We start from the raw sequence: 15173 nt of genomic DNA, 5'->3' as shown, positions 1-15173 counted from the left end.
TCAGATCGATGCCGGGATCTTCAGCACTACGCCGGCATTCACGCTATCGGTCGCGAGCGAATTCTCGCGCTTGAGCGAGGCCACCGAAACACGATGCCGTTGCGCGATCAGGGAGAGCGACTCGCCTCGCGCGACAACGTGATGCTTGGCGCGCTGCGGATTCGCGGCAAACCAGGTGCCCGGCGGCGGCGTGGTCGCGAAGTAGTCGCGGATACCGGCGACCAACGCGTCGGCGAGCTTGTCGCGGTGCGTGGGATCGTTGAGGCGCTTCTCTTCGGTCGGATTGCTGATGAATGCGGTCTCGACCAGCATCGAGGGCACGTCGGGCGAGCGCAGCACGACGAAGTTCGCGCGTTGCACTTCGCGCTTGTGCAGGTTGCCGATGCCGGCGAGGCCGCGCAACACGTTGTTCGCGACCATTTCGGACGCCTGCATGGTCGCACCCTGGGACAGGTCGAGCAGTACGGCGGCCAGGGTCGCATCCTTGTCGTCGATCGAGACGCCCCCGACCAGGTCGGAAGTGTTTTCGCGATCCGCCAGCATGCGGGCAGCTTCGGATGAAGCGCCGCGATTCGACAGCACGAACACCGACGAGCCGCGCGCCTGCGATTTCACGAAGGCATCGGCGTGGATGGACACGAACAGATCGGCCTTCTGCTCGCGCGCGATCTCGTAGCGGCGCTTCAGCGGAATGAAGAAATCGCGATCGCGGGTCAGTACCGCGGTCATGCCCGGTTCGGCATCGATCCGCGCCGCCAGCGCCTGCGCGACCGCGAGCGTGATGTCTTTCTCGCGCGAGCCATTCGCGCCGGAAGCGCCCGGATCATCGCCGCCATGGCCGGCATCGATCGACACGACCACGTCGCGCTCGCCCTGCGCGACCGGCAACGATGCCTCGCGCTTCACGACGCGCGGTGCCGACTCCGAATCGAACAGGTCGATCACCAGGCGATGTCCGAACTGGTCGGCCGGCTTGAGCAGGAAACTCTTCGGTTGCACGCTGCGATCGAGATCGAGCACGACGCGCAAGGTGTCATCGCCCTGACGGCCGGTACGAATGCGCTTCACTGCGCCTTCGAGCTCGAATCCATCCAGCGATTTCGATACCCGACTGCGCGCGATGTCCAGCACCAGGCGGTCCGGATTCGCGAGCGTGAACAGCTTGTAATGCACCGGCGCACTGACGTCGAAAACCACGCGCGTGTGATCGTCGGCGTCCCAGAAACGCACGGCCTGCACATCACCCGCGAACGCACGACTCGCGATCAACGCGAGTGCTGGAACGAGCAGGCGACGGACGGGAAAGGCGAACATGCGGCGGATTAAACGCCAGTCGAAACCGGATTTCAAGAAGAAACTTCAATCAAATCCGTTCACTACCGCAACTTCCTGAACAATCCGGCAGATCCCGGCCGGAACCGCTTGATCAAGCTACCGGGCAACACGCTCGCAAAAGCGGCGTCCGGCCTCGGTTCGCGCGTCGAATTCCGCCCGGCGGGCATCGTCGCCGAGGCGGAACAGGTGGATGGCAAGGTCGAGCGTCGGCGTCTCTTCGCCCCCCTTGTCCGGCCACTCGATCAACATCACGGACTCCGGCCCGAGCACGTCCGCCAGCCCAAGTTCGGTCAGTTCCTCGGGATGGCGCAAGCGATACAGGTCGAGATGATGGACCAGCAACGCGCCGAGCTCGTAGGACTCGATCAGGGTATAGGTCGGCAGCGACTGGATCAGTGCCCGCACCAACGCAGTCTTGCCGGCACCCAGGTCGCCGATCAATCCGATCACCAGCGGCGCCTGCAAGGCGCGCGCGAGGCGCGCGCCCAGTGCGTCGGTCGCGGACAGGTCGGGCAAATCGACGCGCAAGTTCATGGATTCACGACTGAACGCAATGCAGCGACGACATCACTCGCAAGCAGGCCGCGTTCGCCGTCGCGCGCGACAAGGTCGGCCGCCCGTGCGTGCACCGCCACACCGATGCGGGCCGCCGCTGCCGGTCCAAGTCCCTGCGCCATCAAGGCCGCGATCACACCGGTCAATGCATCCCCCATGCCGCCCGAGGCCATGCCGGGATTGCCGAACGGACAGACGCCCAGCCCCCCGTCGCGATCCGCGATCACACTGCCCGCCCCTTTCAGCACCACCACGGCACGATGGCGTCGCGCCAGTTCGCGCGCCGCGGCGAAGCGATCGCGCTCCACCGTCGGGACATCGATGCCGAGCAAGCGCGCGGCCTCGCCGGGATGCGGCGTCAGCACTGCATCGCCATGCAGTTCGATACGCCCCGCCGCGAGCAAATTCAACGCATCGGCATCCAGCACCAAGGGCTTTCCGGATGCACAGACTTGCCGCGCAAGCCGCACACTCCAGTCCGATTGACCGAGGCCCGGCCCGAGCGCGAGCACATTGGCGCGATCGATCATCGGCTGCAGATCGCCGTCGTTCTCGACCGCCCGCGCCATTGCCTCCGGTTGCCGTGCCAGCAACGCCGGAACATGCATCGAACGGGTCGCGACACTGACCAGACCAGCCCCGGCACGCGCAGCAGCGGCGGCGGCGATCAGCACCGCACCGCCCATGCCTTGATCGCCGCCGACCACCAGCACATGCCCCGCTCGGCCCTTGTGGGCATCGCGGGCACGCGGCGGCAAGGCTCTGGCAACCTCGGTCTCGGTCATCAGCTGTGCATCCGCCGGCACCCCGACGAATGCGCCGGAAGGAAGATCCAGAGTGGCGAGACGGCGCTCGCCGCACACCCGCGCCGCGACACCCGTCCATAGCCCGCGTTTCCAGGCGATGAAACTCAGCGTCAAACTGGCCTGCACACAGACGCCCGGAGCATGACCGCTGTCGGCATTCAGGCCCGAGGGAACGTCGAGCGCGAACACCGGCGCCGCGTGCCCGTTGATCGCCGCGATCAGCGCCGCGATCGCACCTTCCGGTGCACGATCGAGACCGATGCCGAACAGCGCGTCGACGATCAGATCGGCCTCTGGCAAATCCCCATCGGTGCCGGCGCCGATGACGTCATTCCACTGGGCAACGGCCTGCGCGGCCGGTTCGCCCGTCGGCACCGCACCAACCTGGAGCAACGAAACGCTGAGACCTTGTGCACGCGCCAGCGTCGCGACGACATAGCCATCGCCGCCATTGTTGCCGCTTCCGCAAATGACGAGCAGACGCCGCGCTTCAGGCCAGCGCACACGCAGCATCGCGAAGGCCGCAGCACCGGCGCACTGCATCAAGGTCCAGGCCTCGTGCCCCGGCAATCGCATCGCCTGCGCCTCGATACGGCGCACGTCGGCCACGCGGTAAAGATTCGATGCGATGTCTTCCATGCCGGCATTGTACGGGGCCACGCCTATACTGCCGACATGTCCGATCCGAACATCGACCCGCAGGCATTGGCCACACGCATCAAGCACGAGGCGAACGACCTCGGCTTCCAGGCCTGCGGCATCACCGGGACGCGTCTCGACGAAGACGAGGCGCACCTGCTGCACTGGCTTGACGATGGTTTCCACGGCGACATGGACTATATGCAGCGCCATGGCAGCAAGCGCACGCGGCCGCAGGAACTGGTGCCTGGCACCCTCAGCGTGATCTCGGTCCGCATGGATTACCTCAGCGCCGATGCCGCCGACATGCAGGCCACGCTCGACGATCCGAGCCTGGCCTATGTCTCGCGCTATGCCCTGGGACGCGATTATCACAAGCTGATGCGGAACCGCCTGCAGCAACTGGCTGATCGCATCGGCGCGATCATCGGACCGTTCGGCTATCGCGCCTTCGTCGACAGCGCACCGGTGCTGGAGAAAGCGCTCGCGCGCAATGCCGGGCTGGGCTGGATCGGCAAGCACGCCAACCTGATCGACACGAAGCGCGGCTCCTGGTTCTTCATCGGCGAGCTGTACACCGATCTGCCGCTGCCCCATGACGCCGCGGAAACCGGCCACTACTGCGGCACCTGCACGCGCTGCATCGATGTCTGCCCGACCCGGGCCATCGTGGCGCCACATCGCATCGACGCGCGCCGCTGCATTTCCTACCTGACCATCGAGCTGCATGGTCCGATTCCCGAGGACCTGCGTGCATTGATCGGCAACCGCATCTACGGTTGCGACGATTGCCAGCTGGTCTGTCCATGGAACAAGTTTGCGCAGCCGACGGCGGAACGCGATTTTTTACCGCGCAACGGACTCGACCGCATCGCGCTGACCGATGCGTTCTCGTGGAATGAAGCCGAGTTTCTGGCACGCACCGAAGGCTCGCCGATCCGCCGCATCGGCCATGAACGCTGGTTGCGCAACATCGCGGTGGCGCTCGGCAATGCACCGACCGGGCCGGCCATCCTGGACGCGCTGCAGTCGCGGCGTGACGATCCCTCGCCGCTGGTGCGCGAGCACGTGCAATGGGCGCTCGCGCGCCATGGCTCAACGTGAGCGGATCTCGCCGATCAGCGACTGCGTGACCGGATCGAGCGCGCGCGCGGCGGCATCCGACGTCAAGGCCGGCAGGAACTGCCTCGCGATGCGCTTGCCGAGTTCCACGCCCCACTGGTCGAAGGGATTGATGCCGACCAGACAGGCCTCGACGAAGACGCTGTGCTCGTACATCGCGAGCAACGCCCCCAACGCTTCCGGCGTGAGCGCATCGAGCAGGACAACCGTGCTCGGGCGATTGCCGCCGTGATGCTTGTGCGCGGCCAGCGGATCATCGCTGTCGCGCGTGTCATGGCCGTAAGCGAGCGCGGCGCTTTGCGCGAGCAGGTTTGCGAGCAGCACGCGATGGTGCGCGTCATGACGGTGCGCCGGCTGGATCACGCCGATGAATTCGACCGGCACCACTTGTGTGCCCTGATGCAGCGCCTGAAAAAATGCGTGCTGCGCGTCGGTGCCGACGCCGCCCCACACAATCGGCGCAGTCGGCACGTCCACGGGCGCACCGTCATGGCGCACCGATTTGCCGTTGCTCTCCATTTCGAGTTGCTGGAGATAGGCCGGGAGATGCGTCAGTCGTACGTCGTAGGGCACCACGCAGCGCGAACGGAACTCGAGCGCGGCGCGATTCCAATGCTCGATCAGCCCGCGCAGCACCGGCAGATTGCGCGCCAACGGTGCGCTAAAGAAATGCCGGTCCATCTCGCGAGCACCGTCGAGCAGTCGCCGGAACGCGTCGATGCCATGCGCAAGCGCGAACGAAAAACCGACCGCCGACCACAACGAATAACGGCCACCGACCCATTCCCAAATCGGCAGACAGCGCTCGGCATCGACACCGAAATCTTGCGCGGCCCGGACATTTGCGGTGACGGCAAATAGCCGCCGCTGCATCGCGGCTGCACCGAGTGCCGCTTCAAGCCAATCGACGAGCAACCGTCCATTGAGCAGGGTCTCTTCAGTACCGAAGCTCTTGGATACAAGCACGACCATTGTCGTTGCTGGATCAAGCGCCGCCATCAGTTCGGCCGCACGATGCGCGTCGATGCTGGAAACGAAATGCAGACGTGGCCCATGCTGCGGATCGGCAATCGCGGCATCGAGCAATCGTGGGCCGAGGTCCGAACCGCCGATCCCGACATTGATGACATCGCGCACTGACCGGGAATCGCCAAAGCCCTCATCCAGCAGACGCCGAACCCAAGCCTGCACGCGCTCGCTCGCATCGGCGGCGGCAATATGTGCCGAATGCATGATGCCGTCACGAACATCCTCGGCACGCGCGCGCAGGGAATGATGCAGCGCAGCCCGACCCTCGGTGCTGTTCAGCGGCTCGCCATCGGCCAAGGCGCGCCGAAATCGCTCAAGTTCAGCCTGATCGGCCAGAGCAAGAAGGGTGTCGAGCGCTGCGGTGTCGACCCGTTGTCGGGAAAAATCGGCATACACGGGCCCGACCCGCAGCCGTAGCCGCCGTCCGCGTTCAGCATCGGCCGACAGGACCGCCAACGTGGTGTCACTCAGACGTTCAGCGTCGCAGGCCAAGCTCATGATCGGGCGTTCTCGCTGAATCCGGAAACGCCGGAGTATAGCCCGCGCCAATGACCACACCGTTGCAGCCAAGCCTCTGAAACACAGGCAAAAAAAACCCTCTCTGAAAACCAGAGAGGGTCTAATCGGAGTGACGATTACCTAACAATGCGCCCTGCTGTCGAAAGGGATTGCTCATTTCAAGCGATCAGACCTTTCGGCAGGCGTAATTTAGCAAGACTGATGCAAAAACACAACACCGCTGTTGCTCGATTACAACATTTCGAAATAAATTCAATCAAATCATGATGTTGTCTATCAAACGCGCCTTGCCGAGCCGGGCGGCGATCAGCGCGACCAGATTTCCGCGATCACCTTCTGCCGGCTCCGACAGATCCTCGGCACGACGGACAGCGGCGTAGTCGACACGAAATCCGACTGCGTCAAGGCGATCCACGGCAGCCGCCTCCACCGCCGCGCGCGCCCTGCCCTGCCCGATGGCGTCGCGCATGGCCTGCAGGGTCCGGTAGATCTCGGCCGCACGCTCACGTTCTTCCGTAGCGAGGTACTGGTTGCGCGAACTCATGGCCAGACCGTTCGGCTCGCGCAAGGTCTCGACACCGACGATCGCAATCGGCAAACCGAGATCGCGAACCATGCGCTCGATGACACGCAATTGCTGGAAATCCTTGCGCCCGAAGAACGCGATGTCCGGCTGGACCCAATGGAACAACTTGGCGACCACGGTCGCGACACCATCGAAGTGGCCGGGACGGAATGCGCCGCAGAGACCCTCGCTGACGAGCGGCACGTGCACGCGCACCGATGCATCGAGGCCGAACGGATACAGCACCTCGGCCGTCGGAGCGAACAGCAGATCGCAGCCCGCGGCCACCAGGCCGGCTGCATCGGCCTCCATCGTGCGCGGATAGGACGCGAAATCCTCGTTCGGGCCGAACTGGGTCGGGTTCACGAAGATGCTGGCAACGACGTGATCGCATTGCGCACGCGCGGCCGCAATCAACGAATAGTGGCCGGCATGCAGATTGCCCATGGTCGGCACGAAACCGATGCGCAAGCCGGCGCGACGCCAATCCGAGACGGCGCACCGGACCGCGTTGCCATCGTCAAGGCGCTGCAATTCACTCGGCATATTCGTGCTCCGCGGCTGGAAAGGTGCCGCTTCGCACTTCCGCCACGTACGCCTTGAAGGCGTCGAGCACGCTGTCGCGACCCTGGAGGAAATTCTTCACGAAGCGTGGCCGACGACCGGAACTGATCCCGATCACGTCGTAACACACCAGGATCTGTCCATCGCACTGCGGCCCGGCGCCGATACCGATGACCGGGATCGCGAGGTCGGCCTGGATCGCAGCCGCAAGCGGGCTCGGCACGCATTCCAGCACCAGCATCTCGGCGCCCGCCACCTGCGCCGCACGCGCCGCGTCGCGCAGCGCCTGAGCAGCAGCATCGCCACGCCCCTGCACCTTGTAGCCGCCGAGCCGCAGGACCGATTGCGGCGTGAGCCCGAGATGCGCGCAGACCGGCACCTCGCGGTCGACGAGGTAGCGGATGGACTCGATCACCGGACCACCGCCTTCGAGCTTGACCATCGCGCATTCACCTTCACCGATCATGCGTGCGGCATGGCCGAAGGCCGTCTTCGGATCGGGATAGGTGGCATACGGCATGTCGGCAATGCGCAGCGCGCGCTTCGAACCGCGCGCGACCGAACGGGCGTGGTAGACGATGTCATCCACCGTCACCGACAGCGTGCTGCGTTTGCCGTGCACGACCATGCCCAGCGAGTCGCCGATCAGGATCACGTCGACGTCGGCCTCGTCCGCGAGCTTGGCGAAGCTCGCGTCGTAGCCGGTCAATGCAGCGATCTTGCGGCCCTCTTGCTTGAACTGTCGCAGCATAGGCACCGTGATCGGCGGGCTGCGGGTTTCGGTGACTCCGGCGTACATGGCAGCTCCTCGCGGGGGCCGCGATTATCGGCAGACGTTTGGCAAGGACTCAAGCCTCAATTCTTGCGATGTCCTGACGCGGCAGCGTGAATGCGACTTCTCGCACCGTCGAGCCTCCAATCCGGACATCCGGCGCAATCTCGGCCCACGGCACCATCACGAACGCGCGCTCGATCGCACGCGGGTGCGGCAATTGCAGCCCCGGCGTGTCGATGCGGCGCTGATCGAACGCGATCAGGTCCAGATCGATGCGGCGCGGACCATTGCGCTCGGCGCGCACACGCCCGAGGCTAGTCTCCAGATCAAGCAGCGCGCGCATCAGCACCAGCGGTGCGAGCGATGTCTGCAGCGCGACTACGGCATTGATGAAGTCTGGCTGATCGCGTTGGCCCACCGGTGCCGTGCGATACAGCGACGAGCGCGCGAGGATGCGACCGAACGGCATCGCATCAAGCCGGGCCATCGCTTCGCGCACACGCGGTGCGGGTGCATCCAGGTTCGCCCCCAGAGCGACGAAGGCACATGCGTCGATCGCGCTGCTCACTCGCCGGTCGCGGCCGGCGCTGCCTCACCCGGCTTGCGGCGCCGGCGCCGGCGCTTCTTCCTGACCGGCTCATCCGACGCGACCGACTTTTCGACCAGTGGCTGACCCGACAGCACCGCATCCGGCCCCTCCTGCTGAGCGCGGTCCCAGCGCTGCGCCAACTCGACCAGATCCAGATGGGCACTCGATCGCAACAACAGGAAATCGTAGGCGGCCCGAAATCGCGGATGCGCCAGCAGTCGCTGCACGCGCTTGCGCTGGTTGGTCACGAAGCGCGGCTGCAGGTCCCAGATCTCCTGCATCGGCAAAGAGAAGCGCTTCGGCAAGGCGATGCGCTGCGCCTGCTCGGACACGATCTGCGCCGACGCCTCGCCCTCCGGATCGCCATGGCCGCGATCGGCCAGCAAGGCAGTCCGATACTCGACCGCGGGCCAGAGCAAGGCCGCGAACAGGAACGCCGGCGTGACCGGACGTCCGAGCGCGATGCGGCCGTCGGTGCTCGCCAACGCCGCCTCGATCAGGGCGCGACCGCGCGGGTCCTTGCGGATCGAAGCGGAAGACTCCGGAAACAGCACGGCAAACAGGCCATACCGTTCCATCTCGCGGAAACCCGACAGCGCGTGCCCGGCCAGGAACAGTTTCAGCATCTCGTCGAACAGGCGCGCCGGCGGCGCATCGACGAGCAGCGGGCCGAATTCGCGGATGCCCGCAGCAACATCGTCGGCGATCGAGAAGCCGAGCTTCGCGGCGAACCGCACGGCACGCAGGGTCCGCACGGGGTCTTCGCGGAAGCGGCGCTCGACATCGCCGATCAGGCGCAACTCGCGTCGCTGCACATCCTCGAACCCGCCGACGTAATCGTGTACCGAAAAATCGTCGATCGCGTAATACAGCGCATTCACCGTGAAGTCGCGGCGCACCGCATCTTCCTCGATGCTGCCGTAGACGTTGTCGCGGGTCAGGCGGCCATCGACCATTTCGCGGTCGCCTGAACCGTCGTCGCTGATGCCGCGGAAGGTCGAGACCTCGATGATTTCGTCGCCATAGTGCACGTGCGCGAGCCGGAATCGCCGGCCGATCAAGCGACAATTTCGGAACAGCGCCTTGACCTGCTCGGGCGTCGCATTGGTCGCAACGTCGAAGTCCTTGGGGCGATTGCCGAGCAGCAGATCGCGCACGGCACCACCGACGAGGCAGGCCACGAAGCCAGCGTCGCGCAGTCGATACAACACGCGCAGCGCATTCGGACTGATGAATTGCCGCGAGATGCAATGGTCGGCGCGCGCGATCACGCGCAATTGGGCGGCGACGCGTCTCCGCACTTCGGCGGGATCGGAGGTTTCGAGAAAATCCATGATGTCCTGGTGGCTGCGGAATGCGGCCGTTGGGTCGTAGCCGGCACCGGACGGTACCGGCGAGCACCGGGCATTATGCCCAAGATGCCTTGAGATCGCGGCTACTGACGTTATACTACGGCGCTCTGCAACGTGGCCTCAAGCCGCGCTCCCATCGTCTAGCGGTCCAGGACGTCGCCCTCTCACGGCGAAAACAGGGGTTCGATTCCCCTTGGGAGTACCAACCAGGTTGATCGCATGCCGTTCGTTGTCGTCGAAAACTGCATCAAGTGCAAATACACCGACTGCGTGGAAGTCTGTCCGGTCGACTGTTTCCATGAAGGCCCGAACTTTCTGGTGATCGATCCGGACGAGTGCATCGACTGCACCCTGTGCGAACCGGAATGTCCGGCCAAAGCGATTTTTCCGGAAGATGATGTACCTGGCGGCCAGGAACACTTTACGCCGCTGAACGCCGAGCTGTCGCGCATCTGGCCGGTGATCACTACGCGCAAGGAGCCGCCCGCGGACGCCGCTGAATGGGATGGCAAACCGGGCAAGCTCGACCAGCTGATCCGCTAAGCCGCCGCGACTTGCACGGCGGCTCAGGCGTCCTTCATTCCCAGTTGATGCGATCGCGCAATGCGCTCAGCGCGCGCTGCGCGTACTCGTCATCGATGCGCACACCGCTGCTGCCATCCTCGATCACGATACGGCTGCCGATCGCGTCGTCGAGCACGTGCACGGTGCGTCGAATCGTGTTCGTGTGCGTGCCGTCCTTCCACCACCAGCGCTTGCGCTCTTCGGTCACCTCGAAGCGCAGCTCGACGCGATGTTCATCGCGCTCCGCGTCGCCGATTGTCGCGATTTGCGCCTGCTCCAGCGCAGCCAGCACCTTGTCGAAAGTCTCAGCAGGCGACATCCGCACCTTGAGCCGGCTTTGCGGATCATCCGCGTCGACCGGCAGCGAATCGGCCGGCGCTTCCGACACTTCAACCAGTGCCCCGGTGGCCTCCGGGACGAGCATCGATTCGCGTCGTGCCGGCGAGTCCAAGTCCGGTGGGACCGTCAGCGACTTGCCTGATTCGGCGTCAAGATAACGCTCGTGCATTTTGCCTTTGCCGAACAGGCCGCAACCGGAAAGCGTCACGGCAAAGACAGCCAGCACGAGTGGAAGCGGGACGATTTTCGACATCGGTGATTCTCCTCAGCCCGCGAGCGCCGCATCGAGCGATGCGAGTGCTGCGAGACATTGATCAATGGCGTCGTGATGCTGCGCCGACAGCGGCGTCAGCGGCAGACGGTGGATGGCATCAAGATAGCCCAGGCGATGCAAGGCCCATTTTGCCGGAATCGGGTTCGATTCGAGTGCGAGCACGTCGTAAAGCCTGCGCAAATCTGAATCGATTTCGGCTGCGCTCATCCGCGACGCCGGGCGAGCCGACAACGCGCGTTCGCACAGCTGTGCAAAAGCACGTGGTGCAACATTGGCCGCGACCGAGATCGTCCCTTTCGCGCCGGCCGACATCGCGTGCAGCGCCGTCGGATCATCGCCGCTCAAGACCGAGAATTCCGGCGACTGCAACAGCAGCAATGCTGCCATGCGCTCGGGTTCCGGACGCGCTTCCTTGACACCGATGATGCGTGGATGCGCAGCCAGTGCAGCAACGGTTTCCGGCAACAGGTCGCAGCCGGTACGACCCGGCACGTTGTACAGGATGATCGGCAGCGCCGACTCTGCTGCCAGATGCAGGTAGTGCGCGATCAGGCCACGCTGGGGCGGACGCACGTAGTAAGGCGTAACCGCGAGCACGGCATCCGCACCGGCATTCGCGGCGATGCGCGCGTAGGCCACAGACTTCGTCGTGCTGGGCGAGCCGATGCCGGCAATGACCGGCATGCGTCCGGCGATGCGCGCCGCGGCATGCGCGATCAACATGCGGTATTCGTCGTCGTCAAGCAATGCGGCTTCGCCGGTCGACCCGGCCAGCACAAGACCATGCGTGCCGCTGGCGAGATGCCAGTCGAGCAAGCGGTCGAGTGCGGGGAAGTCGAGCTGTTCGCGCGCGTCGAAGGGCGTGACCAGCGCGCAAATGCTGCCGTGGAGTTGCATCGGGAAGAGTCGCCAGGAACGCCACGATGTTACTTGCGGGTCCTGGGGGCGACAAGTATTCTGCATTCATCCATTCAGCCCACACGAGCACTCCGTGGCGCGACCGACATCGAACGAAAACTATCTGGTCGTCATCGCGGTGGCTCCGCAAAAAAAATCGCCTCTGCTCCTCCTTACGCGTCGTGTCGGCGAAAGCGGCTGCCATCTACTGGAATCGCGACTGTCGACGCTCGGCGACGATGTCGCGATCAACATGCTGTTGATGGGTTCATGGGATGCCGTGGCCAAATTCGAAACAGCAGCACCCCGCATCGAACGCGAGGAAGGTATCCGCCTGATCCTGCAGCGTACCGCCGCGAAAGAGACCCAGAATGCGATGCTGCCCTACCTCGTCGAAGTGGTTGCGGCCGACAAGCCCGGCATCCTGCATCTGCTCGCCGAGTTCTTCATCGACCACGGCATCTCGATCGAGAGCCTGAGCTCGAACCGCTACCGCGCGATGCAGACCGGTGCCGAAATGTTTTCGGCACAGATCACCATCGGCATTCCCGCAAAAACGCATATCGCTTCCCTGCGTGACGATTTCCTCGAATTCTGCGACGCGCAGAACCTCGACGCGATCATGGACCCGATGAAGTTCTGATTCCCCAAGGAGGTGCGGTGATGATGTCCGAACGCAAGCGCATTTACGTGCTCGACACCAATGTGCTGATGCATGATCCGACCGCGCTGTTCCGCTTCGAAGAGCACGACGTCTTCATCCCGATGACCGTGCTGGAGGAACTCGACAACGGCAAGAAGGGCACTTCCGAGGTTGCGCGCAACGCGCGCCAGGTCAGCCGCTTCATCAACGAATTGATCGAAGCCCACGGCGCCGAGAAGATCGACAAGGGCTTGAAGCTGGTTCGACCGAAAGGCTTGAACCTGCGCCGCGACTCGCAGATCGGGCGCCTGCTGTTCCAGACCGGGACGGCGGACCCGGCCAAGTCGCGCATGAAGAAGCTGCCCGACAACCAGATTCTGGCCTCGATCCTGCACCTCCACGAACAGCATCCGCAGACCGAGATCGTGCTGGTGTCGAAAGACATCAATCTGCGCATCAAGGCCTCGATTTTCGGCGTGCCGGCCGAGGACTACGAGAACGATCGCGCGCTCGACGACTTCAGCCTGCTCTACACCGGCCACATCGAGCTGCCGGCCGACTTCTGGACCAAACACGCCAAGGACCTGCGTTCCTGGTCCGAGAAGGGCCACACTTACTACGAACTCAAGCTGCGCAAGAACGAGGACTGGGCGCCGCACCAGTTTCTGTACCTTGCCGGTGAAGATGAACCGGAATTCCGCGTCCTCAGCATCCGCGACGGCATCGCTCGCCTGCAGATCCTCGATGACTTCACCGGCGGCAGCCACTCGATCTGGGGCATCCATGCGCGCAATCGCGAGCAGAACTTCGCGCTCAACGCGTTGATGGACCCCGAGATCGACTTCGTCACCCTGCTCGGCACCGCCGGTACCGGCAAGACCCTGCTCGCGCTGGCGGCCGGCCTCGCGCAGGTGATGGATCAGCAGCGTTACCGCGAGATCATCATGACCCGGGTGACCGTCTCGGTGGGCGAAGATATCGGTTTCCTGCCCGGCACCGAGGAGGAAAAGATGACGCCGTGGATGGGCGCCCTCACCGACAACCTCGAAGTGCTCGCGAACCCGTCCGAGGGCGGCTCCTGGGGCCGTGCCGCGACCAATGACCTGCTTGCATCGCGGATCAAGATCCGCTCGATGAACTTCATGCGCGGCCGCACGTTCCTGAATCGCTACGTGATCGTCGACGAGGCCCAGAACCTGACGCCGAAGCAGATGAAGACCCTGCTGACGCGCGCCGGCCCGGGCACCAAGATGATCTGTCTCGGCAACGTCGAACAGATCGACACGCCCTACCTCACCGAGACCACGTCGGGCCTGACCTACGCGGTCGATCGCTTCAAGGCCTGGCAACACAGTGCGCATATCACGCTACGTCGCGGCGAGCGCTCGCGCCTTGCGGATTTCGCTTCCGAATCGCTTTGATTCGTCCAAACCTGAGGCAAAAAAATGGGCTCCGAAAGGAGCCCGAGTTGATCTTTAGCCCTGTAAAGCCTTCAGAAGTCGACGCGCCAACGCGCTTCGAATTCAAACTGGTCGCCATTGGCATGACCGCGACCGAGGGCCGAGGTGGTGCCAAGGAAATATTCGACCGGCGCGTGGCTCGCGGCGAGGCGCAGTTCACCGGCGCGGTCGAATTGATGAGTGACGCCGAGCGCGAAGTTGCGATCGGTGAATTCCTCGCGCAGCGCGCCATAGAGCAGCGACGAACTTGGCTCCGGCTGCTGCTGCGTCGAGTAACGGAGATCCAACCGCGACGACTTGCCGACGGCATAGTCGAACGCGAGGTTGTAAACGGTCAGGTCACGCCATGCGAATACCGGCGAGGTACCATCACCGAGCAGTGACAGGAAGCGTTCCGGCAATGCGTAGCTGGAAAACGCCTTGAGCTCGCTGTACATCACGTGCTGAGTGCCCACGGTCAAACCGAGCGCGGACGACAGCGCCACGCGCGCCGACAGCTCGGCTTCCGCAGGAATATCGAAATCGCCTGGATCGCTGAACACACCGCGATAGGACTGGAATGGCTGCATGTCGATCTTGGACTGCAGCGCCGCCTGGACGGCAAGCTTCTCGCCGAACGGCTGCGTGTAATTCAGACGCACGCCCGCGGCGGTGGAAGACTCGTTGCCGAGCAGGCGCAACTTGTCACCGGTATCGATCCGCTCGGAACCGAAACCGAACGAGGCAAACTGCTGCTCCGCCACGACCACACCGGCGCCGAAACGCGCACCGCCATCGAATTCGTGCGCGAGCTGCGCACCGGCAAACTGGCGATTCAGCCCGGGAGTGGCCTCGTCGAACAAGGCCAGCGAGGCCAGATTCGCTGCGGCGATGTCGTTCCCGCGCGTTTCCGAGAAGCGGAGTTCCACCACTTCACTCTGCACCGCCGTTCGAAATTCGACGCGCACGTTGTCGCTCAAGGCATTCGCCAGCGCGTTGCGGGCACTCGGCGCTTCGGATTTCGTAGCGTCAGCCCAAGCGAAATCCGGTGTCATCGCGGACCGCGCATACTCCCGCCACGCTTCGGCACGCACGGTGATCGGACCGACGGCGAGGCCGATGGTGATCAGGACCGACAGTGGCGACAGGCGAAGGGTCATTTCGGCA

General features: G+C 64.2%; 15 protein-coding genes and 1 tRNA gene. 5 read left to right on the top strand and 11 right to left on the bottom strand.

What is annotated here, in order from left to right; all coding sequences use genetic code 11:
- The 3 genes from IPP28_09360 to IPP28_09350 all read right to left on the bottom strand — a co-directional run bounded on the left by IPP28_09360 (window position 1) and on the right by IPP28_09350 (window position 3335).
- Window positions 1-1314, bottom strand: a complete 1314-nt coding sequence (locus IPP28_09360) for an N-acetylmuramoyl-L-alanine amidase (protein ID MBL0041225.1) — start codon at window positions 1312-1314, stop codon at window positions 1-3.
- A 117-nt stretch (window positions 1315-1431) separates the two neighbouring features.
- A complete protein-coding gene (tsaE, locus tag IPP28_09355) occupies window positions 1432-1869 on the bottom strand; it encodes a tRNA (adenosine(37)-N6)-threonylcarbamoyltransferase complex ATPase subunit type 1 TsaE (protein ID MBL0041224.1) in 438 nt (145 codons plus the stop codon).
- Entirely contained in the window at window positions 1866-3335 is a 1470-nt protein-coding gene (locus IPP28_09350) for an NAD(P)H-hydrate dehydratase (GenBank protein MBL0041223.1), read from the bottom strand. Before IPP28_09350 ends, tsaE begins: the two co-directional genes overlap by 4 nt.
- Before the next feature lie 36 nt (window positions 3336-3371).
- Here IPP28_09350 and queG point away from each other — a divergent pair, with 36 nt between their 5' ends.
- Complete coding sequence (queG, locus tag IPP28_09345) at window positions 3372-4439, top strand: tRNA epoxyqueuosine(34) reductase QueG (protein MBL0041222.1); 1068 nt, start codon at window positions 3372-3374, stop codon at window positions 4437-4439.
- Here the strand turns inward: queG and pgi are convergent.
- The 5 genes from pgi to pcnB all read right to left on the bottom strand — a co-directional run bounded on the left by pgi (window position 4431) and on the right by pcnB (window position 9832).
- Window positions 4431-5984: a glucose-6-phosphate isomerase gene (pgi, locus tag IPP28_09340; GenBank protein MBL0041221.1), complete on the bottom strand. Its 1554-nt coding sequence runs from the start codon at window positions 5982-5984 to the stop codon at window positions 4431-4433. The two genes, queG and pgi, sit on opposite strands and share 9 nt — an antisense overlap.
- Before the next feature lie 277 nt (window positions 5985-6261).
- Window positions 6262-7116 (bottom strand): pantoate--beta-alanine ligase, encoded by an 855-nt coding sequence (locus IPP28_09335; protein MBL0041220.1) that lies wholly within the window; start codon window positions 7114-7116, stop codon window positions 6262-6264.
- The gene (gene panB, locus IPP28_09330; GenBank protein MBL0041219.1) at window positions 7106-7933 is read right to left on the bottom strand and encodes a 3-methyl-2-oxobutanoate hydroxymethyltransferase; all 828 of its coding nucleotides are present in this window, start codon (window positions 7931-7933) and stop codon (window positions 7106-7108) included. The genes IPP28_09335 and panB overlap by 11 nt, the downstream gene beginning before the upstream one ends.
- Before the next feature lie 49 nt (window positions 7934-7982).
- A complete protein-coding gene (folK, locus tag IPP28_09325; protein MBL0041218.1) occupies window positions 7983-8465 on the bottom strand; it encodes a 2-amino-4-hydroxy-6-hydroxymethyldihydropteridine diphosphokinase in 483 nt (160 codons plus the stop codon).
- 8 nt (window positions 8466-8473) lie between these two features.
- Window positions 8474-9832 carry a polynucleotide adenylyltransferase PcnB gene (pcnB, locus tag IPP28_09320; GenBank protein ID MBL0041217.1) on the bottom strand — a complete coding sequence of 453 codons (1359 nt, stop codon included), beginning with the start codon at window positions 9830-9832 and terminating at the stop codon, window positions 8474-8476.
- Between the two features lie 147 nt (window positions 9833-9979).
- On the opposite strand from pcnB, the gene IPP28_09315 reads away from it, so the two are divergent.
- Window positions 9980-10055 (top strand) — tRNA-Glu (locus tag IPP28_09315).
- 14 nt (window positions 10056-10069) lie between these two features.
- Window positions 10070-10393, top strand: a complete 324-nt coding sequence (locus IPP28_09310) for a ferredoxin family protein (GenBank protein MBL0041216.1) — start codon at window positions 10070-10072, stop codon at window positions 10391-10393.
- A gap of 34 nt (window positions 10394-10427) precedes the next feature.
- On the opposite strand, the gene IPP28_09305 is transcribed toward IPP28_09310, so the two are convergent.
- Both IPP28_09305 and IPP28_09300 read right to left on the bottom strand, forming a co-directional pair.
- Window positions 10428-11006 carry a hypothetical protein gene (locus IPP28_09305; protein ID MBL0041215.1) on the bottom strand — a complete coding sequence of 193 codons (579 nt, stop codon included), beginning with the start codon at window positions 11004-11006 and terminating at the stop codon, window positions 10428-10430.
- A 12-nt stretch (window positions 11007-11018) separates the two neighbouring features.
- Window positions 11019-11924: a 4-hydroxy-tetrahydrodipicolinate synthase gene (locus IPP28_09300; GenBank protein MBL0041214.1), complete on the bottom strand. Its 906-nt coding sequence runs from the start codon at window positions 11922-11924 to the stop codon at window positions 11019-11021.
- Between IPP28_09300 and IPP28_09295 the strand changes: the two genes are divergently transcribed.
- Window positions 11905-12567, top strand: coding sequence for a glycine cleavage system protein R (locus IPP28_09295; protein MBL0041213.1), 663 nt, complete (start codon window positions 11905-11907; stop codon window positions 12565-12567). The two genes, IPP28_09300 and IPP28_09295, sit on opposite strands and share 20 nt — an antisense overlap.
- A 23-nt stretch (window positions 12568-12590) precedes the next feature.
- Window positions 12591-13988 carry a PhoH family protein gene (locus tag IPP28_09290; protein MBL0041212.1) on the top strand — a complete coding sequence of 466 codons (1398 nt, stop codon included), beginning with the start codon at window positions 12591-12593 and terminating at the stop codon, window positions 13986-13988.
- A 71-nt stretch (window positions 13989-14059) separates the two neighbouring features.
- Here the strand turns inward: IPP28_09290 and IPP28_09285 are convergent, their stop codons facing one another.
- A complete protein-coding gene (locus tag IPP28_09285) occupies window positions 14060-15166 on the bottom strand; it encodes a hypothetical protein (protein MBL0041211.1) in 1107 nt (368 codons plus the stop codon).
- Between the last annotated feature and the right edge of the window lie 7 nt (window positions 15167-15173).

This window comes from Lysobacterales bacterium (assembly GCA_016721845.1).
Classification (GTDB): domain Bacteria; phylum Pseudomonadota; class Gammaproteobacteria; order Xanthomonadales; family Ahniellaceae; genus JADKHK01.
Note: the sequence above shows the minus strand (reverse complement) of the source record. Positions and strands in the feature narration are given on the sequence as shown.

What these genes read in the sequence shown, in the direction of transcription:
- pgi (MBL0041221.1), bottom strand. Translation starts at nt 5,984, where the DNA reads ATGAGCTTGGCCTGCGACGCTGAACGTCTGAGTGACACCACGTTGGCG.
- queG (MBL0041222.1), top strand. Translation starts at nt 3,372, where the DNA reads ATGTCCGATCCGAACATCGACCCGCAGGCATTGGCCACACGCATCAAG.
- IPP28_09335 (MBL0041220.1), bottom strand. Translation starts at nt 7,116, where the DNA reads ATGCCGAGTGAATTGCAGCGCCTTGACGATGGCAACGCGGTCCGGTGC.
- panB (MBL0041219.1), bottom strand. Translation starts at nt 7,933, where the DNA reads ATGTACGCCGGAGTCACCGAAACCCGCAGCCCGCCGATCACGGTGCCT.
- IPP28_09285 (MBL0041211.1), bottom strand. Translation starts at nt 15,166, where the DNA reads ATGACCCTTCGCCTGTCGCCACTGTCGGTCCTGATCACCATCGGCCTC.
- tsaE (MBL0041224.1), bottom strand. Translation starts at nt 1,869, where the DNA reads ATGAACTTGCGCGTCGATTTGCCCGACCTGTCCGCGACCGACGCACTG.
- IPP28_09310 (MBL0041216.1), top strand. Translation starts at nt 10,070, where the DNA reads ATGCCGTTCGTTGTCGTCGAAAACTGCATCAAGTGCAAATACACCGAC.
- IPP28_09300 (MBL0041214.1), bottom strand. Translation starts at nt 11,924, where the DNA reads ATGCAACTCCACGGCAGCATTTGCGCGCTGGTCACGCCCTTCGACGCG.
- pcnB (MBL0041217.1), bottom strand. Translation starts at nt 9,832, where the DNA reads ATGGATTTTCTCGAAACCTCCGATCCCGCCGAAGTGCGGAGACGCGTC.
- IPP28_09350 (MBL0041223.1), bottom strand. Translation starts at nt 3,335, where the DNA reads ATGGAAGACATCGCATCGAATCTTTACCGCGTGGCCGACGTGCGCCGT.
- IPP28_09295 (MBL0041213.1), top strand. Translation starts at nt 11,905, where the DNA reads ATGCTGCCGTGGAGTTGCATCGGGAAGAGTCGCCAGGAACGCCACGAT.
- IPP28_09290 (MBL0041212.1), top strand. Translation starts at nt 12,591, where the DNA reads ATGTCCGAACGCAAGCGCATTTACGTGCTCGACACCAATGTGCTGATG.
- IPP28_09305 (MBL0041215.1), bottom strand. Translation starts at nt 11,006, where the DNA reads ATGTCGAAAATCGTCCCGCTTCCACTCGTGCTGGCTGTCTTTGCCGTG.
- IPP28_09360 (MBL0041225.1), bottom strand. Translation starts at nt 1,314, where the DNA reads ATGTTCGCCTTTCCCGTCCGTCGCCTGCTCGTTCCAGCACTCGCGTTG.